Genomic DNA, 24,738 nt, shown 5'->3' with positions numbered 1-24,738 from the left:
GCGTACCCATGTGATGGAATAGTTTCACATAATATAAAAATATTGTTAGAAAATCGTGTCGAAAAATATTTTTTTGACACCCCACCAACGGGTCAAACCGTTGATAAATCAACATTTATAGAGGGAGTCGTTATTAAGCTAGTACCAGTTGACCTTGCACCTTTGGAAGTATTACACGGCTCACATAACAATTGAAAGTTTGAAGCATCGTTACTGCCATAAAGGTCTAGAGGTACCATGTGGTCAATGTGTATAGTATTTTGGTTTCTAATCAAATTTGTAAGGTCACACCTACAATTCATATATGTTCCTTTATCCCTATAAAACACTGCCTTTTTTAACCATTCTGGGAAACGCTGTCTCCTAATTCTTCCTTTTTGAGTTATAAATTCAGGATACTCTTTCTTTAAGTATTCCATTTCATTTTCAATAAGTTCGGCTAAATCCAAGTGGAAATTATGTAGGAAATTTCTATCTTGAAAAATAAATTGAAAAGCAGCATGAACAATTAATCGGTCAATTTCTACATTATTTTCACTTACGTAATCAATCCATTGGTGGATAATTTTATTACAATCACAATCCCAGTGTCCTTTATTGTTACAATTGCCAAAGTCTGGTTCAGGAATATCTGGGAGTAAATTTACTTCTTTTAAAGTCCTAATAATATGGTCGTATACCCTCTCCATGTCGTCTCCATTTTTCCACATCATGTCCAGTTCCTCAGATATATCTTGAAAAAAAGATAAAACATGATGGATAGCAGTTGTTTTGTTGGGCCTAAGGATACTTCCAAGGATTTCTTCTTTAAAGCAATCTATAGCTTCACTACCATAATCCCAATAGTTTTGAACAACGAAACCAGCTAAACCAATACCTGAACTTAAAGCCAAATGTTCCTCTTTTATAGCCATATCACACGTTTCCTTTCATTTACTTAGAATAAATTGTCTTCTCCTCAATTCTTGTTTAGATAAGTCAGTAAAGTGAAGGTTGATATCATCATATTCCTATGTATATTCAACAGTATTTTCAAGTCCATCCCTTAGGCCAGATCATATTTTACTTTCCATTTCATCCCTATAGTATCATAAATTAAACGTTCAAAATGCTTTCTTATCGCCAAATACAGTTTGAGAAAATGTGACTTTTCAATTAAATATGCTTTATTTTGTTTTGGATTAATGAGGAACATAAATAAAATAGAAGTGCATTTACTCAAAAACGCTTTATGATAAAATGACTATTATGGTAATAGGAATTTTTAGTAAAGAAAGTTGAGGGTCACTTATGTACAATAAGCAACTTTATTTTCGAACCCTACTATTAATTGCAGTTGGGCTATTTGTTATAATATGGGCATTTAAGGGTAGGAATTTTGATTTAAGCATAATAGGTGTTGCATTTTCGGCTGCAGGAGCCACATTATTAATTGATCAAATTTTATTTAAGAAAATAATTTGGAAGTTTGCACCAGACTTATTTTATAAATGGTTAACTAATATACCTTATTTAGGCGGGTGTTGGGAAGGACATTTATATTCTAGCTACGTATTTCCTGATACAGGGAAAGTCGGTGATCCAATACCTGCAAAGCTGGAAATAACTCATGATTTTGACACCATACATATAAGAATGGAAACGGACAAGTCTTATAGTAGTAGTTATGTAAGTGATATAACTATTGACGAAGGTAAGCAAAAGTTTTTATGCTATCTATATGTTAATGATGCTGATAAAGACAGGGATATAAACCCAAAACATGATGGTGCAGTAAAATTACGTATTAAACATGATGGAGAATTAAGACTTGAAGGGCATTATTGGACGGGACGTTTGACAACAGGAAAAATGGATTTTAAAAGAATAACAAAGAAAAACTCCCATACATGATGGGAGTTTTTTAGAATAGGTAGGCATAACCATAAAGTAAAAATTGATGGGCATCACTATGAGTGTATTTTCGTCCGTTATGAAACAAATATAGCAATTCTGACACTTCTCCCCATCCCTTACACTTCTCATAATCTGCAGTTTGTGTTATTAGGTAATTAAAGCATTGCTTTACATCGTCGGTTAGTGTTGCATTGTTAAATTTATTATTAGGCACATTCCAGATTAATGATTCTACTAGGAAAGAAGATACATTCTCAACATCATAACCTTCATCCAGAAGTTTGTATCTTAGTCTCTTGAAGATTCGAACCATTTTTTTATAACGCCTATAAGTGTCGTTGTTTTTTGTTACTCCATTACTGTAATGTTGTTCGGGGAAATTAATAACTCTCTCGCCCGTGTGACGACATACAAATTCAGTTCCAGTAATATATGTCCCGTTTTGAGAATATCGACGATGCTCAAAACAAGGCACAACATCTGCTTCTACTCGATAAGTATTTGACTTAATTTTGATAGCCTTGTTTCCAAATTCGATATTATCTCTACCAAATTTATTGATCATAGCTTGGTCAACATCACTTCTATATTGAGCAAAAGAATAATCAGCATCATAATTTCCGAAGTCTTTATGCGTTTTACCATCGGGGTAATTCGCAAAAAACACATCTTTTAACTTCACTGCTATATCGACATCGCTTGTTAATCTAACGTTGGTGTTATTATGATAGGACCCTTTTGGGATTAGTTGTATATCATATTTTGATAGTGTTTCTGATTTGTTCAAGGCATCTCTAATCATTCTAAGAGCATTGTCACATTTAGCTTCCTCAGTATCACTCGCAGGTTTCGACCAACTTTGGAAAGTTGCCTCTAAATTCCCTTTTAATTCGAACATGCAATTCCTCCTTGTTAATAAGTATTCCAATAACTTAATTATACAGAAAATATAAATTAATATACAGTATTTCATGGGAATATATGTTCTTGAAAAATAAGAGAGTTTTCACTATAATAGAATTATATTTATTAAATTTAAAGGCGTTTATTTCGCCAGGTAAATCTACTTTTTAAAAAAGGTAGTCTTTGCCTGAAGGAAATAAACGCCTTTTCTGCGTTTAAAAATCTTTGGAGGGATTGTATATGTTATCCAGCTTTTTAAAAAAATTGGACTCAGAGGGAAAGAGCCCTTTGACCATTCAAGCGTACCAGAATGATATTGAACAGTTTAAAGAATGGTTAGGAGACACTATAGGCTTTGAAACAGAAGCCATTACTGAGACGGATGTTAGGGAGTACCGGCAATATATGAATTTGAATAGGAAACTGAAGGTTACAAGTATCAACAGAAAAATAAAAAGCATTGTTAAATATCAACACTATTTATATAAAAAGGGTATCTGCAAGGAGGAAATAAAGCTGAAAAACGTATTGCAGAAAAATAATATAGAGTGGGATTACGAAGTAAAAGTCCTAGAGAAACAGGACCAATACCGTTTAAAGCGAACAATAGAAGCCACGGGAAATAAAAGGGATATTTTAATTTACTATCTATTGTTTGGAACCGGCATTAGATGCAAAGAGTTGGTGTCCATTCAAATAGATGATCTATTTATTACTGAACGAAATGGTAAAAACAATTATAGCTACGTCATGATTCGCAGCGGTAAAGGAAACAAAATGAGAAAAGTAAATTTGAATTCTCAAGTCGTTAATGCAATAAAGGATTATTTTCAAGTTAGACCAGAAGTGATTAGCAAGGACTTACTTATCGGTCAAAGGGGTCCGTTGTCCAGGTTAGCGATTAATAAAATCCTTGAAAAATACAGTAAACTTTCACAGTTTGATTACATCGTTACACCACACATGGCTCGTCATACCTTTTGTACAAATCTATTGAAAGAAGGCAAGGTTGACCCCAAAACGTTAGCAATCTTAACGGGACACAGCTCGATTGATACGCTATATCGCTTCTATATAAATAGTAGTGCGGAGGATAAACAACGAGCTGTTGATGGTCTGTATTTGTAATGTCTGAATTTTATTAGATAAAAGGGTGATAAGTACGTGTCAAAAAATAGTTGGAGCAAAGAAAAATTAGCAAGATATTTAAAAGAAGGTAGGGGTCAGGGAGAAGGTGCCAATTATCTGCCATGGCGGTACACCTATGAGTACAGTTCTAAGGGCCGTGTTTGCAGATTATTCGGATTAAAAACCAAGCGAATTCATCACCTTCAATCTGACAATCAATACAGAGCATTTTTGTTATTCGAGTTTAATTCTGATGTTACAGACATTAGGGAATCTTATCCTCTCTTAGATGTACTAGAGGTAATTGATAATAAAGAAGATTTACGATTTGATAAATTTGCTGACAAAGAAACGAAAGAGCCATTTGTGATGACTACGAATTTTCTATTAACTGTAAAAGATGCGAATGGTAAAGAAAAGTATGTAGCAAGAACCGTAAAGAATACTACTGAGCTTAAAAGAAAAATTACCTTCGAAAAACTGGAAATTGAACGAAGGTATTGGTTAGAGAAGAACATCGACTGGAAAGTGATTACAGAAAAGCAGTTGCCAAGACAATTTGCAAAAAATATTGAATGGGTAAGGGAAACACTTCTGGAAGGCAGTGAGGGAAGCCTGAATAAAGAAGAGCTATCATTGTCATTGCTCAAGTTTCTTATTGAAAATGGTGAACTTCAGTTAAGAGAGGTCTTAAAGTTATTTGATAAGGCAGCGGGAATCGAAAAAGGATCAGGATTATTTTTGTTTAGGTATTTACTAGCCAAGAAGGAATTTCGTTTAGATATGACAAAACCTATAGACTTCTCAGCAAAAATAATTGATTTAATGTTGTAGAAATGGTGGTGAGTCAATGGAAATTGCAGAAAATATGCTATTCCAATATAGCAATGAAAAAACAATCAGAATTATATACTTTAACCGAGTTTCTTCTATTATATATGCAATTGATATGGGAAGAAACAGATGGCCGTATCTAATTCATATAGAAAGCATTAATTCATTACTTGATAGTGGGGAATTGAAAACTTTAAGTGAAGATCCTTACTTCCTTTCAGTTGTTTCTGATGATTTAAGTAATGCTGAGATTGAAAGACGTGATCGTGCATGGGAGATTGTGAACTTTGTCATTGCACAAATGGAAAGAGATGAACTCATTTATATCACCAAGTATAGGGAACAGGCAATAAAGAAAGCCATTGATGTCTATTCAGTAAATTATTCGACAATCAAAAACTACCTCATTAAGTATTGGAAGGGAGGAAAGATTCGTCAGGCATTGTTACCAGCTTTTCGTTTATGTGGTGCAAAAGGTAAGGAAAAGAAGAAAAGTAGTAAAAAGCGGGGAAGACCGAATAAAGATGGTGTAAAAACGGGGGTAAATGTAGATGACACGATTAAAAAATACTTTCAGGTTGGGCTTAATCGTTACTACTATAATCAACGCCAAAACTCCCTAAAGACCACTTACGAATTGATTATTAAAGATTTCTTTACTGAATCAAGAACGGACTACGAGGGGCATACAGTGCCCGTAATCAAAGATATTGACCAAATCCCAACGTACCCACAATTCTTGTATTGGTATAAGAAGCTAAATGATCCAAAGAAGGAATTAATAAAAAGAGAGGGAACTAGGCATTACTTCCAAAATTATCGTACGATTATTGGAACTTCCACTCAGGATGCGGGTTTTGGACCAGGAACCCTATGGCAAATTGATGCTACACAGTTTGACATCTATTTAGTTTCATCAGTAAATCGTAATTTAATAGTTGGTAGACCGACATTGATCTGCTGTATAGACAGCTACTCGAGAAAAATTGTCGGGATTAATGTTACTTATGAACCTTTTAACTCGTACACCGGAGTCATGATGGCTCTTGTTAATAGTATGACACCAAAGGAAAATTTCTGTTTACAGTATGGTATCACACTGGATAAAGGTGAATGGGACGTGGCTTGTGTTCCACAACGGATTTTTGCAGATAGAGGGGAATTAAACGGAAAACAAATTGAAGAAGCGATAGCAAGTCTTGGTATTTCTATCCAAAATGCCCCTGCTTATCGTGCTGATTATAAGGGAATCATAGAACAAGCATTTGCCCAGTTAAACCTAAAGGTTAAGCCTTTCGCAGATGGTGTTGTTAAAAATAATCGGACAAGAGGCGATGAAGAATATAGATTAAAAGCTAATCTTACCATTGAAGAATTTACAAAGTTGATCATCAAGTGTGTCCTGTTTCACAATAACCATCATGTGCTTAGTGAGTATGTATTGGATGAAGCGATGCTAGAAGCCAAAGTGGAAAAGATCCCTTCTAGGATATGGGACTATGGATTAAGAAATATGAAAGGCCAATTACGAGTCTTGCCTGAAAATACTATTAAACTTAACCTACTCCCAACAGATACAGCCTCAGTCACTTCCAGAGGGGTTAAATATAAGAAAATGCTCTACGCATCGGACTATACATTAAAAAATCATTGGTTTCAGAACGCAAGAATCAATGGAAGTTGGAAAATTAAAATATGGTATGACCCAAGGGATTTAACGCACATATATGTGGTGAATGAAGATGGGGAGTTTCATAAGTTAACTTTACTTGATCACCTGAGTAAATACAGGCATAAAGGCATTGATGAAATTGAGCAAATTATGAGATACGAAGAATCGCTGGATAGTAAGGGGAAGGAAAAGGAACTTCAAGCAAAAATGAAATTGTATGAGGATATTGAGACCATTGTTGGAGAAGGAAGACAAAGAACAAAAGCCGAAAAGGATGGTGAATTAAGTAAAACTGAACGATTAAAAGGAATAAGGGAAAATCAGAGAGTTGAAAGAGAAAGGTTGCGTGAAGTTGCTAGAAAGGAAAGTGATGTTAATCCACCGAATGATGACGGTATAGAACAGAGCCCTATAGATGAAAATCAGGATGAATTAGAGATGTTTAGAGTTACAGGAAATTTAGACTAGGATGATGAAAATGAGTAATATTGTATTTTTACCAAATGGAATGGAGGCGACTCAAGCCACTTATACAGAATTTCCTTTACAAGAATTTAATGAAAATCCATTGATTCAGGCACTTCCCCCCTTGATAGATAAACAAGAGATTATTAATAAACTCATGGTACTACCATTATTTAAAAAAGAAGAAAGAAATGCAGCAAGTGCTTATCGCCTACATATGGTAAACCGGCTATTTCAACTTTTCCAACCACTACCAATCCATATTGAGGTTTGGAATATGATTCATTCATTAATTATTCAAGGCTATTTAGCAAGAAATCCATTTGATAAAACCTATAAGCAATACCTTAATGCTACTGGAAAGGAAATCATAAACCGCTCTTTTGATATAAATAGTAGAAAAAATTTCAGAAGCACGGCTGGTTGCGGAACTTTGATTGGTTTTTCAGGTATGGGTAAATCAACCACTGTTAATCGTGTTTTAAGTAATATGCCACAGGTTATTTTGCATAATGAGTACAGGGGTCAGCATTATAATCAAATTCAACTGGTTTGGTTAAAACTTGAAGCTCCAAGTAATTCAAGTTTGAAGTCATTATGTTTACAGTTCTTTATGAAGGTGGATGAAATTCTTGGATCTAATAATTACAGGAAACATGTATCAAGGAATACTTCGGTAGATTCCATGCTACCTTTAATTAGTCAATTAGCACACAACATTGGGTTAGGTCTTCTGATTATTGATGAGACACAACACATCAAACAGCGTGGAGCGGATCAAATTATGAATTTCTTTGTTAGTCTCATAAATTCCGGAATTAATCTTGCTGTAATAGGAACTCCTGGTGCCTATGATCTTTTTGGTAAGGAGTTGAGGATAACTCGTCGTTTAACTGGAAATGCCGAAATTATCTATAACAATATGGAATACGGAAATGAATTTAAACTGCTTATGGAGACGATGTGGCAATACCAATGGACACAAAAACCTACCCCATATAAAGAAGAATTTGCAAGTCTGTTTTATGAACTCACTTTAGGCATTTCGGATTTGGTTGTTAAATTGTTTGCTTACTCACAACAAGTGGCTATTCAAACTGGAAAAGAGGAAATTACCATACCTCTAATAAAGAAAGTGGCAAAGGAAAAATTTAGATTGCTTAATCCAATGTTAGAAGCGATACGTTCAGGAAATCCATATAAAATAGCAAAATATGAGGATATTAGAAAGCTAGAAGTGGATAGTTATGTGGATAATGTGGATAACAAGTTTAAAGGCGAAAATAAAAGGAAACAGGTTGTGGATACAATTGTGGATAAAGTGAACCACCCTATGGAATCATCAAAAAAGAAGGAAAAGCGAAATAATGCTTATGTAGAAGGAGATCTAAGGTTTTTTCTCCAACAAGGATTAAAAGATAATAAATCACCATATGATGTACTTTTGGAAAATGGTTTTATTGATGAAATGGCAGATTGGATAACGGAGGGTTAGTATGTTAAATTTCCTTCCTTTAATCTATAAGGACGAGTTGTTGTATAGCGTTATAGCTCGGTATCGAAGAATGTGTGGAATGCTTAGTAAAAGGGCATTGATGAGGGATATGTTTGGGGAGTTATACATTATTAACTCCTCTTACTTTCCGCAATACATTAAGGCCTTCGTGAGTAACCTTCCCCCAACATCACGTATTACTATAGAAGAAATTATTAGGAATCACACAATGTTTCCATTTTACACAGCATTTTTATCTCAAGAAAAAACAAATTTAGTTTATGAGGTTATGGAAAATGGGGGAAATGGGACACACACGAGTATAGAAAAAATTATTGGTATGGGTGGGAATAAGGTGAAAAAAGCCAATTTCCTAAAATACTGCCCTATATGTTTCAAGAAGGATATGGAGAATTTGGGGGAAAGTTATTGGAGAACAAAACATCAGCTTGTTGGAGTCATGTATTGCTCTAAACATGAGGTTCTTTTAAAAGAAAGTTCAGTCCTTAGCACAGGAAGCGGTGTTGAATTTATATGTGCAGACAGTGAAGTTTGTAATGAAAAAGTGTTGCCAGACTCGTACTCGGATAGGAGTAAAAAAATGAATCTTCAATATACAATGAATGCAGAAAAATTAATACATGAAAATTACCCAAGAAAAAATCTTGATGATGTAATTGGATTTTATATAGATAGGTTGAGAGATAAAAGATTAGCTGCGGCTAGTGGTAATTTGTATATAAATGAGATCCAGCACCACTTTATGAATTACTACCCAGAATCATATTTGAAATTGATGCAAAGTGAACTTAATCCAGATAATCCTACTAATTGGCTGCGTTTGTTTGTAAGAAGCAATAATAAAAATAGAAGCCCTTTACGTCATTTGCTTTTTTTGCAGTTTCTTGGGGTTAGTATAGATGATTTCTTTAGCAATGAAGAAATAGTTGGGAAAAGGAGCAATTCAAAGCAGTATACCCCAACTTTTAGCCTTAATGAGAGACGAGCTAAATGGTTGAAACTAATAGAGGAAAATAAAGGTGCGAATCGTAGTCAATTGAAAGAAATAGGGAAAGGACTTCATTCATGGATTTTTAGATATGACCGGGAATGGTACGAAGAGGTTACACCAAAGAACCTTCCAAGGAAGAAAAGAATTGATACAGTTGATTGGGAAAAACGTGATGAGGAATGCCTAATACTTGCAAAGGAAGCGGTAAAACTCATTCTTGCTAAAGAGGGTAAACCTGCAAGAATAACGCCTTTAAGTATTAGAACAACTATAGGTGCAGGAAGATGGTTCGAAAAGAAAAAGTTAGTGAAAACCCATAAATATTTGGAAGAGATTACTGAGGATATAAATAGTTTTCGGATTCGTAAAATCAAATGGGCAATCAATGAAATGATTCAAAATGAATTACCCCTTACACCATATAAAATTCAACGCTATGCTGGGTTTGATGGGAACAGTAAAGAGGTAAGAAGGTTGATTTTTCAAATATTAGATACTGCCGAATAATTAACCGTTGATTGAGTGAGCTATTCTATTTTGTCTATTAGTGTGTTTAATGAAGCTAGTAAGTTATGAGTGAAATAATCAGGGAACGAGGGGAATTTACGGTATTGAACTAATTCATTGCAGACCGAATACCTTCGTACATTATTCAGAGTCAATTGAAGAGAGGAGATGGATTTCATGTTAGTTTCACATCCAAAAAGAGATTTCGGTTCCGAGGGGAAACATGACTACTATTATGTTAATCAGTTCGGAGGGCTTTCTCTTTTTCAAAGTGAGGAAAGACTCCAAGTCGATTCATTGATTTATTTATCGTCTATCGGGGACTACCTATTTAAAGTTACTGGGATTGATCAAGAAGAAGATAAAAGAATTGTAACCTTTAAATCTGTGAAGGCGATTATCTGTGATCAACCGTTTCCGTTTGGGTCTTTTTGAGGATTATAAAACGAAAAACCACCTCTTGGCAAGGTGGCTACATCAACTGACATAGCAAGTGGCAAAGTACGTAAACCTACCTTGATATGTTAGTTCTATCTTAACATTTCTTTTAGTGTTTTGGTATACGTTGTTAGCATCACTTAGAGCCTTCTCGTGCTGTCCTTCGGCTCGGAGAAGGTTTTATATTGCTCGATTTCGGAACGTCCTTTAAGACGCTCTATGACGTTCTCGTGGGCTTTGCTTTGAGGCTTCATTTGATGTTCAAGGTCATTGTTCTTACGTATTAACTCATCAATTTGAATTGATGTGGGCTTCGTTCAGCAGCAATAGCTTCTTTTAGCTGTTCATTCTCGTCGGCATAGGCCTTATCCTAAAAAAGATAGCTAGGAAGAATGCTCTTGAAGCGACTCACGCCATTCCCCTGTTCTTATTCTTCGAATGATTTCTCGTTTGATTTTTAATATATACTCTTCAGGGTCATTTTCGAATTTCTGGGAGAAACCACAATTTTCACATGCAAATCTTGTGGGACGGTTTGAATAATATCCTTCTGAGGTTCTATCTGAAAGCACAAGATCGTTCATACAATTTGGACAAATAGGGTGAGGTGATTCATTTGTTAAAGTTAATCTACCGTCATACCCCCGATACCATTCAAATATCCATAAAATATTATCAATTCTATCTTTTTTATAATGAGTTACTATATTTTGTCCAGCACTATCGGAACTATATGAATTCACCTTTTTGGCAACTTTCTTAATAAGTAAATATATGAATATAGCAAAGAGAATAATCCAGAATGGGACTTTAAAGGATAAAACAAAAGCAATGATGTTCTTTATCCAATTGAAAATTAAAACAAGTGCTTCTAGTACATTTATCTCATTTATGTATGCTACTATCAGAGTTCCGACCACGGTTCCAACTATTGCAGAAACAGTTGGGTGTTTTAAAATTTCCTTCATTTATTCACTCTTCCTTTCCATTGCATAAATTTGTATATTAAGTAAAAAATGATGAAACGATAACAATTATAAAAGTATGTCACACTCTTTACCCAATTTAAGATAATCACTATAAAACCTTTAACAATTTAATAAATACTGTTACCTAGTTTTAAAAGAATTAAAATCAATGAAGTTAATTTTATGGTCCTTAAATAGAATAGGGTCTTTTTCTCGATAATACTTTTCTGCAGCTAAACAAATGGACTCACACAATTTGTCAATATTAACTCTAACGGTTTTTGTTTTCGTTATTTTTGAATCATTACTTGACTGGTTTGCCCAAGATAAACCAAAGGAATCTGCTCCACCTATTGCTAATTCAAATTCATATGAATAGTAAAAATCTGCATCTTCTTTGTTGCCCCAGTTTTTTATATTCGAATTTCCATCATGTAAGAAAGAACAGCGTAAAGAATAACACATTTCACCTGTAAAATAGGGTTTTTTTGCTTTAGTGAAATCTTTTGTCCAACCTGTGTTATCTGCAAAATATTGGTTCGCCCAATTGTCAAACCATGTTGCATATTGTTTTCCTACATTTCGTTTTCCATTCTTGTGTTTAAAATGTGGATATTCAATTTCCCCACAAATATCAGGTAAAGTTAAGGATAGTGCAAGTGCTGATAAATAACTTTTATTGTTTAGAGCAAGGTTGATGTCCTTTATTTTATCTAACAATATTATCCTCCTCTATTAATAAAGAATCGGTTTCAAATTTTCTCCATATTCAATCCTCATTTACATGCTCATTCGATGGCGTTATATCTATAAATCTCGTATTCCATGGTGTCTAGTTTGCTTGTCCATCTTAATCCTGAAATTTCAGGAAGTAGATCCCTGTGATCTCCCCAATTCAAAATATGAATATCCTGAAGCTCGGCATCACGAATTAGCGATAGACTCTTTGAGTTATAGGCCGGTTTGTGAACACTAATTAGAAGTCTTTCGGCCAAATCAATTTCTTTTGACCATAATTCCTCATGTGGTGTGCTTACACCAGCAAGACGACCTGCATAGATTTTTAGCTGCTTAGAATCATTTGTGTTCCACCAATTTTCTTGCGATACTCTCTTCCCTATAGTTTGTTGATCGGCTTTACCTATATATAGTAAAACATCTTTTCCGTAGACCGTGTGTTTACCATAGATTTGGTAGATTCCATAGTCTTGGGAAATATCTTGTAAATCTGTTAGAGTTTCTAATGAATAAGGGCCTTCCCAATCAATTTGAATTAACCTCAAAATTCTTTCTTGCATGTAAAGTTCTCCTCTTTTTATTTTTTCACAGAGTGTCTCTTAATTCCAGTAAGGAATTCAAAAGCTATTAGAAAATTATACTATCCCTAGACAATATTGTGTTATAAATTGGAATATAGATATATGTGATTTACCTAAGATTGAATATTCAAGAGGTTAATTAGGGATAGTAGTTTTTCACACAGTTATCACCTTTTCCCCTTGGATGTCTGATTTTTAGGAGTAATTTATAAAAAAATTATGAATGGGAGCAAGATATATGGAATTAATTTTAGATAGTCGAGAAGATAAGAGTTTAGCTCAATTATGCAGTTATTTGAATAGTCCTATTCGAAGGGTAATTTATAGAAACGGAAATGGTTGGTTAGAGCAAGTTCTAAGTTGTATAGGGCTTTCTTCCCTAGTAGAAGAATATGAAAGTTATTTCAACCCAAACACATTTAATAGGGGCTATACAAATGAAAATGATTTTTTCAATACCGAATTGGGAATGATGAAGCTCTGCAATAAAATTAAGTCTGAGAAAGAGCTTTTAAATGAGTTTCTCAATGAAATTTTTAGGAGATTGGATGAAATTGAAGATTCTTCCCTTTTAAACCAGATTCAGAATTGTCTTGAGTTATTAGGTTATGCTTTGCAAATTGAAAATACGGATATGGGGGATAGGTACTCGCTCCAATATCTATCTTCAGGTGAGGTTGAAAGACAAAGTGATATGTCTGTTATGAGGCAGGAACTTAATTCAGAGTATACGGAAGTTCTTAGACATTATAATGAGGCTTTAGAAACTTATAGTAATGGCAATTTCAAAAGCTGTATAGATAATTGTAGAACAGCATATGAAAAAGTATTTTCTAAACTTGATACTGAAAATAGTGATTATTTAAAAGGGATTCTGATTGCTACGGATGAGAAAATCATCCAAGATGGTGCAGAGCTTAAAAGTAAAAAGAAGATTTTTAAATATTGGTTAGACAATAACAAAGGTGCGAATAGATACCGAATAATGGCTACTTTATATAGTGGAATGTCTGGATTGGGAGCACATGGCGAAGATAATCCTTCACAGGAAGATGCGTTAATGATCTTGAGAATGACTGAGGATGTATTCTTATGGTTGATACAAAAGAATCGTATCTAGTTTAAGAGAAGTGTTATGAACATATAGTTTCTATCTGATTCTTATCTCATATTTCTTCCTTCATTCCTATGTAAAACAATAATAAACTCTTCCGAACAATAATAAACACTTCCGATTCAGACTCGATTTTCGTGAAAATAAACATTTCCGATTTCCTGTTCTGATTCAATATCATCCCGGTTTTTCCTCATTAGGAACCCGGGCTTTTTTCTGTTATAATTCAATAGGAAATCAATAATAACTCAATAGTTTTATCCTAGCTTAATCATGCTTGAACCCTTACCAATTCAGGCTTTTTTCAATATTTCACTCAAGTATTTATTCAATAAGAGACCGAAGGTCTAATTCCTTCTTTTCTCAATGTTTTTCTTTATTCCCTTATTCTTCTCTCCGTTTATCCTTCTTCCAAAATCGGAGATTTCTATTTTAACTAATGAAAAAAGGTGAAAAAATAGTTGGAAAAAGCGGGAAAAATGGTCATTTTTGAATCGAAAAAGTTCCAAAATAGGGGTTCAGTCGGAAATTTTTATTTTAACTCGAACGGAAGAATACGGGTTTGAGGTGGGGGATTTGAGAAGGGTTTAATTTTGTTATACACCAGCCCTGAATTTGTGAAAAAATACTTTTCCGATTTCAGGGTCTTTTTTCTATTGGAAAGATAAAATCTCGCATTAACAAAAGATATTGTATCAAAGATAAATAAAAGGACTATAATCGAACTTGCGATGGCTGAATATTCACCTTTAAGAATAATTCACTTGTCAAAGTAACGAATACCAATATTGCCATAACTATGGACAAACCAATTTATGTTCAGAACCTCCCGTTTGCTTTAAATGATACTACATTTGACTACTAAACCTCCCTCAATTAAAGAAGCGAAAACTCCCAATTACTCCTATTTTATAGTGGCCACGTTACTTGAACAAAAAATGCAGCTGAACCTTATGACAAGATGGATTAATGTAATTGTTGAAGGATCTCAGTTGAATTTTCTCAGCTCTCTTTATTAAGGGCGATTATTTTTTGAAATGTTATAATAGATAGAAATTTATTTGTGTTGGTGACTTTGAAATAGGGTAATGTCAAAACTATAAAATATAAAAGGGTAGGGGCATTAAACATGTATATGAGTATTATTTCTTAGCATCCATGCTTTTGTGGGGTGCAGTAATCTTTGAACTAAGTAAGTCTCCGGAAAAGCAAAATAACCGAAAGATTGTAACGTTAACATCTTTAGGCTCTTTATCAACTTTCATTATTACTATTTCGCTTTTTCAAAAGTTCCCTTTTAAAAATTTGATTTCCTCTAAAGGGGCGTCTCTTCAAGAAAGGGATTGGCCTTTTGTTATGGAAGGGCAGGATAGTGTAATAAATGGTTAGTCAGCAAACTAACTATATTTATAAAAAAATGAAGTGAAAAAGATACTAGTCAGAACTTACAATAGGTACGAAAAGTTTAATTGTGTTTAAATAGGAACAATCATATAATTATGTGAAAAAGGATGCGTATGATGCCGATTAATTCTTTTGAAAACTATCCGATGAGTTGGAAGCCATCGATTGATAAATCAGAAAAGCCTATTTATCAAGCACTCGCCGTGCAATTGGAACAGGATATATTAAAAGGAATTTTATTGCCTGGAACAAAGCTTCCTCCGCAGCGATAACTGGCTGATTATTTGGATTTAAATCTGAGTACCATTTCAAAGGCTTTTAAAGTTTGTGAGTTAAAGGGATTGTTAAGTGCATCAGTTGGAAGTGGCACATTTGTATCGTATGATGCGTTATCGAATGCGTATCTACTTGAAGATACAAAGCCTAAGCATTTGATTGAAATGGGGGCAACATTACCAGATAATTCCTCTTATGAGCCTCTGATAATCCAGCTGAAAAGTATGTTGCAAGAGACAGATTATGATAAGTGGTTTGGTTATGGTCGTCCAGGTGAAAGTCTTTGGCAAAAGGATGCTGCTATAAAGCTAATCCGAAAAGGCGGGTTTGAAACAACAGTTGATCAAATTTTATTTGCCAATGGCGGTCAGAATGCGATTGCTGCTACACTTGCAGGTCTTTGTAAGCCTGGAGATCGAATTGGTGCTGACCATCATACCTACCCTGGCTTAAAGACTGTTGCTGCAATGCTTAATGTACAAATAATACCAATAAAATCAGAAAACTATGAGATGAGTCCATCGTCGTTTGAAGAAGCCTGTAAAAATGACAATATTAAAGGCATTTACTTAATTCCGGATTATCATAATCCGACAGCTTCCTTTGTGTCTGTGGAGAATCGAAAAAAGATAGCAGCTATAGCCAAAAAATATAACCAGTTCATTATTGAGGATGCGTCTTACCATCTTCTGGGGAAGAAACCTCTTCCAGCAGTCGCATCATTTGCACCTGAACAGGTTATCTATATCGCAAGTTTATCTAAATCATTAGCCCCAGGGTTACGATTAGCCTATGTAACAGTGCCAAGTCAATTCAAGGAACCAATTTCAAAGGCACTTTATAATTTAAATATAACCGTTTCCCCTTTATTAGCAGAGCTGACAGCACGTACCATTGTATCGAATCAATTTGAAGTCTTGATTGAAAGTCATCGGGAACAAACTATCCTCAGAAACCAAGCTGTAAATCGATATTTGGGTGACTATACGTGTCTGGGGGGTGAAACAGGCATCTTTCGTTGGTTGCTGCTGCCAGGCGAAATTACAGGTGCTGAGTTTGAAACGTTAGCTGCAAAACACGGTGTACAAGTGTATGCTGCTGAACGTTTTGTAGTTGGAAATAGATCTCCAGAAAGAGCTGTAAGGATATCTGTCTGCGCAACGAAAACACTTGAAGAGCTTGAGCAAGGTTTAATGATCCTTAAGGGTTTACTAAACGAGTTTTCTTAATATTGTTTGCCATACAATTTTAATATTGTATGGTTTTTTTGTGCGTGTTATGATGATCCAAACTAGTAGAGGGAAATAGAATGGAATTTCTAGAAAGAGTTAGATGTTATATAGGGCAGCGTAATAGAATGAAATGTTCAATAAGCTTGGTTTTAAGTATATAGCTCTTCGGAAAAACAAAAGCAACTTTACAAAAGAACGCAATGGCTGTTGTCATTTCCTAATTTTTTGGAGCAGCAGGAATAATAGAGGGAGCACTTCTATCCCAGAAAATCACACAGCTCCATAGGGATTATCCCCTACAATCTGCACCATATCATATTGGTAAGCTCAATCATCCTTGTTTGTCTCATTTCAAAGGCACCAATATAAATAGAAACAACCCTTTCAAGTAAATTTATAAAACATAAATACAGTCACAGGGAGGATAACATATGAACAATTCTGTAATCATCGTTGGTGCGGGTTTAAGCGGCCTCCGTGCTGCATCACTACTTACTGGGCAAGGCATTAAGTGCAGGGTCCTAGAGGCCAGAGATAGGATTGGCGGCAGGGTTTTGAGTACTTCGGATCCAAACAGACCTGACTTAGGCAGATTTGACCTTGGACCGACGTGGTTTTGGCCAAAGTATGAGAACCATATTGCTAACCTTGTTAAAGAACTAAATTTAGAAACTTTCGAACAATATAAGAAAGGCGAAATACTTATAGAACGATTCCAAATCAAGCCGCCAGAGCGTTGTGTGCTGCAAGAAAATTCTGATGAAAAATGGGTCCGATTGACTGGAGGTGTACAGTCTCTTATCGATGCTCTAGCAGAGACTATCCCCTCTGAAATAGTTGAGCTGGAAACGCGAGCAAAGAAAATTAAACTGAATGAAGCTGGTGATATCACGGTTGAAGCAGAGCTTTCTAATGGAAAGAGAAAAGAATTTCTCGCAGATGCTGTTATTTTGGCATTGCCGCCTCGTCTTGTGGCACATCACATTGAATTTTCACCTTTCCTCCCACCCAATCTAATTACGGACATTGTAAAAAAACCTACGTGGATGGCGGGACAGGCCAAGGTAGTTGCCGTCTATGATCGTCCCTTCTGGAGAGAATTAGGACTATCAGGATATGTTTTGAGTGCTGTTGGTCCCTTAGAAGAAATATATGATGCCTCTCCTATTAATGGCTCTGGTGCATTATTTGGTTTCTTCGGAATGCCTCCAGAAGCACGTAAAAAAATGGGTCAAGATAAAATTTTAGAATTGGTTGTTGACCAGTTAGTTAAGCTCTTTGGAAATGACGCTAAAAACGTAAAGGCTATTCTTTATAAAGATTGGGCTCGTGATTCTGAAACGGCTGTTGAGGAAGATTTAAGTCCTCTTAAAAATTACCAGAGCTATGGCCAGCCGCCAGTAGAAGGTGTATGGGCGGAAAAAATTATTTTTGCCGGTACAGAGACAAATTCACAATATAGCGGGCATCTTGAAGGGGCAATTCAATCAGCTGAACAGGCAGTTTTTAAAATCATTAATTTAAATAATAAGCCTTTATGACATGATCATGAGGGGCAATAGTTGAAAAACAGCGACCATTCTTTGCTTCTTTTTTTATAAGACAATAGCTTAATGAGCTAAAAGAAATAATAAAATCATGTTGCAAATATTATATATGGAAAAGGGGCTCGCAGAGATTATCAGTCCCTTTTAGCGGCACCGTGGGCAGTAAGCGAGAATGTGCTTGAGATGAGGAGTGTACTTAAACAGGGGATTTAACGCCATAAAGAATAAAAGTAATGTTGAATTATAGTCCTCATTTACTTTTAGCAACTTATCCTGATAATACGATCATACTCAAGTAATGATCTTTCTTATCGTCATCCTTCTTCTCGGTTAAACGTTCCATTGCCAGGTTACCTTCTCCTCCAAAAGATAAAGACTCTCAATAAACATCAAAGGAATGAAAGGTCATATTTAAAGCAAGTAAACACAGGTGCTGCACCATAAACGGAGCAACACCTGTGTTTTACCGAAATATGAACCAATTAACATACTTCCGTCTATGACAGTAATTAGGATACATCTCTTTCTAAATCCTCAAAATTTAGTTCAGGAGGACGTTTTTTGAACATCCTGGTTAAGCCAAGTAAATAAATAAAACCACATGCTGTCCAAATACCTCCAAGAATTAGTGCATGTTTATCCAAATTCGTCCATAGCCAAGTGTCAAATATAGCACCGATGCCAGGCAGGATTAAAAATAAAAGAATATCTCTAGATGATCGTCTATTACCTTTAAAGAAATAATGAACAATGACGGATATATTTACAAATATGAAAGCTGTAAATCCTCCGAAGTTAATAAAAGAAGTTGATGTGGCTACATCCAATTTTAAAGCTAAAAGAGAAATTGCCCCTAAAATGATAAGGTTGAATACAGGGGTTTTATACTTAGGATGCAGGTAGCCAAAAATCTTTTGGGGAAGGACCGAATCACGCCCCATTACAAACATAAGTCTACCAGCACTTGCCTGAGCAGCAATCGCTGAAGCAAATGAGCTAACTACAAGACCTGCAATAAAAATGGAAACAAATAGGTTGCCGCCTACCATTCGAACAACCTCATATCCACCTGAATTCACATCTTCAAATTTAAAGCTTGGATGCACTAACTGGGCCAAATAAGAAACAACTAGAAAAATCCCCCCACAAACAATTACAGAAAGAAGTGTCGCTCTAGGAATTGTTTTCTTCGGTTCAATCGTTTCCTCTGATAACGTGGAAATAGCATCAAATCCTAAAAAGGAATATGCAGCAATGGCAGCACCTGAAAGGATTACTGGAATTGAAAAATGACTGCTAAATAAAGGAGAAAGGGAAATAATACTACCTGTTCCCTCCAACAAGCTTTTTATACTTAAGATAATAAAAATAGCAATTACTAAAAATTGGAACATCATCAACCAGAAATTCAACCTAGCTGCTAATTTGATTCCTAAGATATTAATTATTGTAGGTGGGACAATAAATATTAACACAGCAGCCCAAAAAGGTAATGCTGGTATTGCAGCCGATAAGGTATAAGCGGTCAAAACGCAAATTGCCATTGGTAAAAACATATAATCTAGCAAAAGAGTCCAGCCTATCATAAAACCTAAATGTGGACCAATCGATTTCCTTGTATAAGTATAGGCAGAACCAGCTGTTGGGAACGCTTTAATCATTTGGGAATAACTATATGCAGTAAAAAGCATTGCTATTATTGTTACTAAGTATCCACTTACAATTAACCCCTGTGTTGCCTCAGATAATACTCCAAATGTTGTAAATACTACTACAGGAGTCATATAAGCAATACCGAATAAAGTGACAGGAACCAGAGTAAGTGTTCTATTAAATGACTTTTTTGAATATTCCACGTAAATTTCTCCCTCCTTTTAATGAAACATTGGCTCCTAAATATCTATTTTAAATTTACCTTGGCCGAATTCTATTACCTGTTTCATAGGATTAATCCTAGCCTCTTGTAAATAATGATAATATTGTCTGCTTTGCTTCACTAGCGATAAATCAATCGAAGCCGAAATTACTTCTTCCTTATTATCACTTGCCTCCACAATAACTCGCCCATATGGATCAGCAATCATACTGCCCCCTACAAAATGAGACGAATCGCAGCCATCTCCTACTCGGTTAGTCATTGCGACAAATATCTGATTCTCCTGTGCCCTGGCCCGAATAGCTACATGATGAACTGGACCATATGGCGCCATATTGCCATCTGTCACTATCAGTAATTCTGTACCTAAGCGTGCAATAGTGCGCGCGGTTTCTGGAAATTCAATATCATAGCAAATAAGTATACCAAGTCTAGTATTCTTCCAATCACAAGCCTGAAATTTATTTCCTGATTCTACTCTGGCCGATTCCCCCACCCACAGATGAGTTTTGCGATAGGACAGTAACAATCCATTAGGCCCTACAAGAACCGTTGTATTATAGACATTCTCCCCATCTTTTTCATACAATCCAGCAGCGATGGTCGTATTTGCCTCTCTGGCCTTTTGTTCCAAATGTTTCATCACAGGTCCATCCAAAGTTTGGGCCAAAGAACGGCAAACATTCCTTTCTGGAAACCCCATAGTATACGTTTCTGGAAATATAATGAGATCATGATTAAATCCGTACTGATTAATTACCCTATCCATGCGTGCAAGATTACTTTCAATATCCCCGTCATCACACACAAGTTGAGCCAATGCAATATGAATATTACTCATACGTTGTTTCCTCCTCTTGTATTAATTATTATTAACTGCCGATCTATTTATTGTTATTGCAAAAATCATGCCAATTTTAAAAAACCTTTTATATCAAGCCTTAATAAAAAAAGACGCATGGAAAGTGTAAGTCTATAATTACACCTTCCATGCGTAATTTTCCTTTAACATTGCCTGCTTTCCTCTTTTTAGTTCGAGTGTTAGTTTTCACTTACAATGTAAGTGGAAAATAACACTTTTTAGAAGCTACTATTTTGAATATCTAATCTCCTCATCTTTTGATATAGAAGAGGACGAGATATTTTTAAGAGCTCTGCTGCTTTTGTTTTATTTCCTTTACAGACTTTTAGTACGTGAATAATTGCCTCTCGTTCAGCCTGCCTTTTAATTTCCTCTAACGGGTTATCATTTTTTATAAAATCAGAGGGACTATTCTCTTTATCTGTAAGATAATCAAAATGCTCAATTTTTAACTCCCGTTCCTGCGGGCTAATGCGGTTCATTGCCCTTTCAATCATATTTTGCAATTCCCTTATGTTCCCTGGCCAATGATAATTAACCAGCATATCCAACACTTCATCCGAAATGGTTTCAACATTTCTATTTAAAAAGGGATTCAACCGGTTGATAAACGATTGGGCTATCAGAGGGATGTCCTCGCTTCTTTCCCTCAAAGATGGAACACGAATATGAATAACATTTAATCGGTAAAATAAATCTTCTCTAAATTTATTTTCTTTAACTAAGGTTCGTAAATCTTTATTCGTAGCACTAATAACCCTAATGTCAATGGGAATACTAAATTTACCGCCAACCCTGTCAATTTCTTTTTCTTGTAAAGCTCGAAGAATTTTTGGTTGTAAGGAATAAGGCATTTGATTAATTTCATCTAGAAATAAAGTTCCCTGATTTGCTAACTGAAATTTTCCTTCTTTTCCACCCTTTTTTGCGCTGGTAAAAGCACCATCCTCGTAGCCAAACAACTCTGATTCAAAAAGATCACTCGGTATGGCAGCACAGTTTAAGCGAACAAAATTGCTGTTCTGACGTGAACTAAGATCATGAATTGCATGAGCCACCAGTTCTTTCCCACAACCGGTTTCACCGCTGATTAATACTGTTGAATTCGTACTAGCAGCTTGTCGAACTTCTTCTCTCAAGCGTTTTGCCGCAGAACTTTCTCCAATTATATGTTGAATTGTATATTTTGCACGTTGAAGTCGCCTTAATTCACTTTTAAAATAATCTAATTCATTACTGAGACTGTTTATTTTCTTCAAAAAGCTATTTAATAAATGGTAATTTTCAAATAAATCATATTCTACTACTCCAAAAAATTCTCCGTCTTTCTGAAATATTGGATAACGTGTGCTAATTAGTGTAGCGTTTTCTAAAAAGTAAGAATCAGCAATAGCAGGTTTTCTCGTTTCGACAGTATGATGAATTTTCGTGGTGGGAATAACTTCCTTAATGTGTTTCTTTATAACATCTTGTACATCAACATTTATCGAATCTGCTGTTTTTTTGTTTATATATATAATCCTTGCATCTTTATCAACTACAATTAATCCATCAATATGTTCTAAGACTAGAAGACATTGCTCTAATGAAAGAATAAGTATTCCTCCCTTATTTCTTAAAATAAAAAAGTGGAATCTAATCCTCCAATGTAATAACATTCCTCAGGATTATCAACCCTTTATAAATAAACTAGTGTTCTCTCGTTAGCAGCTTATTTAAGTACTAATTTACGATATAAAAAGACAATATATCAAAAAAATCAAAAAGCCCCTGCGCGCTATCCCCGCTATGAGGCAATATCTAAACAATAGGAGGTAAATACAATACCTTCCAGAAACCTATTCGCTTTTTCGCCGGCAGGCGTGAACAGGCAACACCCATAATATTAGCGTGAGAACCAGTGCGAACCTGTTAAAGGCCAATTTTTTCTTTAGCTTGTATACAGATACTTCACTTATTGCTAAAAGTTCTGCCAAATTCCCTATTAGACAATTCTGGATAACGTTCCATCGTTTTTCTTACCTGCAAAACACTATTTAACAATTTTCAATATACTTTTTTATCAATTCTTCACTGTATTCCTCTATAGTTTAAAAGGTTAACTTGAACTCCGATATTGCCCTTTGAATAATAGTTGAAATAACTTGGAGATGAAAATCTGTAAATTCTTTTGATTTTTGCCATTGGAGGAGAATTTCTTTTACTAAACCATATTCTAAATTCCGTTCATCGTCTTCTTTCAAAAAATAAGGGGGATGATCTGGTGTCCGTACAACTGCTAAGGCTTTCTCGGCAATAAAGTCTGGCAGTGTCAAATTTCCCTCTAATGGATAGGCGGAGTTAGCCAGACCGCTATCCTTTTTTTTACCCCCAGCATAAATATCAATATTTGATTTCTAACCAGCATTCATTTTACGACAAAAAATATTTATACACTGTAAAGATATTCCGAATATAGGGGAAATCTATTACACATATTGTTTTAATATTATTTTAACATAAATATCCAGACATATTGGTAATCGCTCTGCGTTTTACATGCAAATTCATAAATAAACTCACAAACATCCATTAATTATTTTTATCCTGTGAATTCAAAAGCTATTTTTAAGACTTTTTATTAAATATGTATAAAAAGAACAATAGTTTGGAAATAATAGATATAAAAGCTTAATAAAGGGGAGGGAATCCTATATAAAGAAAGTGAATTGAAATGATCTGACTTTGTTGGTGATGATTAATTTGAACTGAATGCGTATCCTTCGTAGCTGTTTCATCAATTTTACAGTCATCCAGTCAAAAAGGGCTACAATCGAATAATGAAGAAAGTCTTTATGGTTAATGAATCCATATTTTAAGTGAATTATCTATTCATAGTTTACTGAAGTAGAATGTGAAGATATTATATGCTATATTTATAGTTCTACATATCAATTATAAAATAGAGGTGTATAAAAATGAATAAAACAGAATTAGTAAAAGCCGTTGCAGCACAAGCCGAATTGACACAAAAAGATGCAACAAAAGCAGTTGATGCTTTATTTAATACGATTTCTAATACTCTTGCTCAGGAAGAAAAAATCCAATTACTTGGATTTGGAACATTTGAAGTACGTGAACGTTCAGCTCGAAAAGGTCGTAACCCTCAAACAGGAGAGGAAATTGAAATTGCTGCGTCTAAAGTGCCGGCTTTCAAACCAGGTAAAGAGTTAAAAGAAGCTGTTAAATAAAAATATATAGTAAAGTCTAGAATACTCTGGATGCACATAAAATCTAGAGTATTTTTTTATTTGAAGAAATAAAAAAGAGTGTCCTTTTCAACAGAAAGTATAACAATCTACAGCCGTTATAATAGTAATTAGGATATTAATCTTGCAAAGAAATAGTTAAAAATGCACAAAAAAAATTTATTGTTGACTATTTTGAGAAACCCTAGTAATATATATAAATGTCGCTGATGAAGTTGTTGTCCTTTTGAAAAACAATGGTTGACAGCGAAGAGTTGAGATGATATATTATTAAACGTCTCATAAATTGTTCTTTGAAAACTAAACAAACAAAAACGTCAACAAACAATAAACTATCGAGTTTCTTCTATTATATATTATATATAGTTGAATCCGAGCCAACGTAAATTTTATGAGCTAATCAACTCAACTTTTTCCCGTATTAACATGCAGTAATATCCTTTCGGATAAACTGCCTGTAAATACCCGATTGGTTCGACTAACCATCGCAGGAAAAACATTCTGCGATAGAAGTCTCACTTTATTGGAGAGTTTGATCCTGG

Annotated in this window: 19 protein-coding genes and 1 pseudogene; 11 read left to right on the top strand and 9 right to left on the bottom strand. The window is 34.8% G+C overall.

Annotation, left to right across the window (positions count from 1 at the left end):
- Positions 1-92: 92 nt before the first annotated feature.
- The gene (locus tag M3183_RS24500) at positions 93-914 is read right to left on the bottom strand and encodes an HNH endonuclease (protein WP_251474084.1); all 822 of its coding nucleotides are present in this window, start codon (positions 912-914) and stop codon (positions 93-95) included.
- Positions 915-1,290: 376 nt separating this feature from the next.
- Here M3183_RS24500 and M3183_RS24495 point away from each other — a divergent pair, with 376 nt between their 5' ends.
- On the top strand, positions 1,291-1,893 hold the full coding sequence (locus M3183_RS24495; protein ID WP_251474081.1) for a Cap15 family cyclic dinucleotide receptor domain-containing protein: 603 nt from the start codon (positions 1,291-1,293) through the stop codon (positions 1,891-1,893).
- Between the two features lie 10 nt (positions 1,894-1,903).
- On the opposite strand, the gene M3183_RS24490 is transcribed toward M3183_RS24495, so the two are convergent.
- On the bottom strand, positions 1,904-2,794 hold the full coding sequence (locus M3183_RS24490; protein ID WP_251474078.1) for a nucleotidyltransferase domain-containing protein: 891 nt from the start codon (positions 2,792-2,794) through the stop codon (positions 1,904-1,906).
- A gap of 245 nt (positions 2,795-3,039) precedes the next feature.
- On the opposite strand from M3183_RS24490, the gene M3183_RS24485 reads away from it, so the two are divergent.
- The 6 genes from M3183_RS24485 (at position 3,040) to M3183_RS24460 (ending at position 10,347) form a co-directional block, all read left to right on the top strand.
- The gene (locus M3183_RS24485) at positions 3,040-3,927 is read left to right on the top strand and encodes a tyrosine-type recombinase/integrase (RefSeq protein WP_251474075.1); all 888 of its coding nucleotides are present in this window, start codon (positions 3,040-3,042) and stop codon (positions 3,925-3,927) included.
- A gap of 36 nt (positions 3,928-3,963) precedes the next feature.
- Positions 3,964-4,761, top strand: a complete 798-nt coding sequence (locus tag M3183_RS24480) for a TnsA endonuclease N-terminal domain-containing protein (RefSeq protein WP_251474060.1) — start codon at positions 3,964-3,966, stop codon at positions 4,759-4,761.
- A 16-nt stretch (positions 4,762-4,777) separates the two neighbouring features.
- Positions 4,778-6,901: a Mu transposase C-terminal domain-containing protein gene (locus tag M3183_RS24475; protein ID WP_251474058.1), complete on the top strand. Its 2,124-nt coding sequence runs from the start codon at positions 4,778-4,780 to the stop codon at positions 6,899-6,901.
- A 10-nt stretch (positions 6,902-6,911) separates the two neighbouring features.
- Positions 6,912-8,393 (top strand): ATP-binding protein, encoded by a 1,482-nt coding sequence (locus M3183_RS24470; RefSeq protein WP_251474056.1) that lies wholly within the window; start codon positions 6,912-6,914, stop codon positions 8,391-8,393.
- Position 8,394: 1 nt separating this feature from the next.
- Positions 8,395-9,912 (top strand): TnsD family Tn7-like transposition protein, encoded by a 1,518-nt coding sequence (locus M3183_RS24465; protein WP_285881045.1) that lies wholly within the window; start codon positions 8,395-8,397, stop codon positions 9,910-9,912.
- A 177-nt stretch (positions 9,913-10,089) separates the two neighbouring features.
- On the top strand, positions 10,090-10,347 hold the full coding sequence (locus M3183_RS24460; protein WP_251474054.1) for a hypothetical protein: 258 nt from the start codon (positions 10,090-10,092) through the stop codon (positions 10,345-10,347).
- 386 nt (positions 10,348-10,733) lie between these two features.
- Here the strand turns inward: M3183_RS24460 and M3183_RS24455 are convergent, their stop codons facing one another.
- The 3 genes from M3183_RS24455 to M3183_RS24445 form a co-directional block, all read right to left on the bottom strand.
- The gene (locus M3183_RS24455) at positions 10,734-11,318 is read right to left on the bottom strand and encodes a hypothetical protein (protein WP_251474052.1); all 585 of its coding nucleotides are present in this window, start codon (positions 11,316-11,318) and stop codon (positions 10,734-10,736) included.
- Between the two features lie 141 nt (positions 11,319-11,459).
- Positions 11,460-12,038, bottom strand: coding sequence for a hypothetical protein (locus M3183_RS24450; protein ID WP_251474050.1), 579 nt, complete (start codon positions 12,036-12,038; stop codon positions 11,460-11,462).
- Positions 12,039-12,106: 68 nt separating this feature from the next.
- Positions 12,107-12,616, bottom strand: coding sequence for a hypothetical protein (locus tag M3183_RS24445; RefSeq protein WP_251474048.1), 510 nt, complete (start codon positions 12,614-12,616; stop codon positions 12,107-12,109).
- Positions 12,617-12,875: 259 nt separating this feature from the next.
- Here M3183_RS24445 and M3183_RS24440 point away from each other — a divergent pair, with 259 nt between their 5' ends.
- The 3 genes and pseudogenes from M3183_RS24440 (at position 12,876) to M3183_RS24430 (ending at position 18,204) form a co-directional block, all read left to right on the top strand.
- A complete protein-coding gene (locus tag M3183_RS24440; protein WP_251474045.1) occupies positions 12,876-13,757 on the top strand; it encodes a hypothetical protein in 882 nt (293 codons plus the stop codon).
- Between the two features lie 1,514 nt (positions 13,758-15,271).
- Positions 15,272-16,660 (top strand): annotated as a pseudogene (locus M3183_RS24435) (aminotransferase-like domain-containing protein).
- A 434-nt stretch (positions 16,661-17,094) separates the two neighbouring features.
- Positions 17,095-18,204, top strand: coding sequence for a flavin monoamine oxidase family protein (locus M3183_RS24430; protein ID WP_251474042.1), 1,110 nt, complete (start codon positions 17,095-17,097; stop codon positions 18,202-18,204).
- A gap of 515 nt (positions 18,205-18,719) precedes the next feature.
- On the opposite strand, the gene M3183_RS24425 is transcribed toward M3183_RS24430, so the two are convergent.
- From M3183_RS24425 to M3183_RS24410, 4 genes are all read right to left on the bottom strand, one after another.
- The gene (locus tag M3183_RS24425; protein WP_251474038.1) at positions 18,720-20,066 is read right to left on the bottom strand and encodes an APC family permease; all 1,347 of its coding nucleotides are present in this window, start codon (positions 20,064-20,066) and stop codon (positions 18,720-18,722) included.
- A gap of 36 nt (positions 20,067-20,102) precedes the next feature.
- Entirely contained in the window at positions 20,103-20,927 is an 825-nt protein-coding gene (locus M3183_RS24420) for a carbon-nitrogen hydrolase family protein (protein ID WP_251474033.1), read from the bottom strand.
- Positions 20,928-21,166: 239 nt separating this feature from the next.
- On the bottom strand, positions 21,167-22,606 hold the full coding sequence (locus tag M3183_RS24415; protein WP_251474031.1) for a sigma-54 interaction domain-containing protein: 1,440 nt from the start codon (positions 22,604-22,606) through the stop codon (positions 21,167-21,169).
- Between the two features lie 432 nt (positions 22,607-23,038).
- Positions 23,039-23,263, bottom strand: a complete 225-nt coding sequence (locus M3183_RS24410) for a hypothetical protein (RefSeq protein WP_251474028.1) — start codon at positions 23,261-23,263, stop codon at positions 23,039-23,041.
- Positions 23,264-23,905: 642 nt separating this feature from the next.
- Here M3183_RS24410 and M3183_RS24405 point away from each other — a divergent pair.
- Positions 23,906-24,178 (top strand): HU family DNA-binding protein, encoded by a 273-nt coding sequence (locus M3183_RS24405; protein ID WP_251474027.1) that lies wholly within the window; start codon positions 23,906-23,908, stop codon positions 24,176-24,178.
- Positions 24,179-24,738: the final 560 nt, after the last annotated feature.

Source organism: Neobacillus mesonae, from assembly GCF_023715155.1.
GTDB classification, from domain to species: Bacteria; Bacillota; Bacilli; order Bacillales; family Cytobacillaceae; genus Neobacillus; species Neobacillus mesonae_A.
This window is presented reverse-complemented; position numbering and strand designations above follow the sequence as displayed.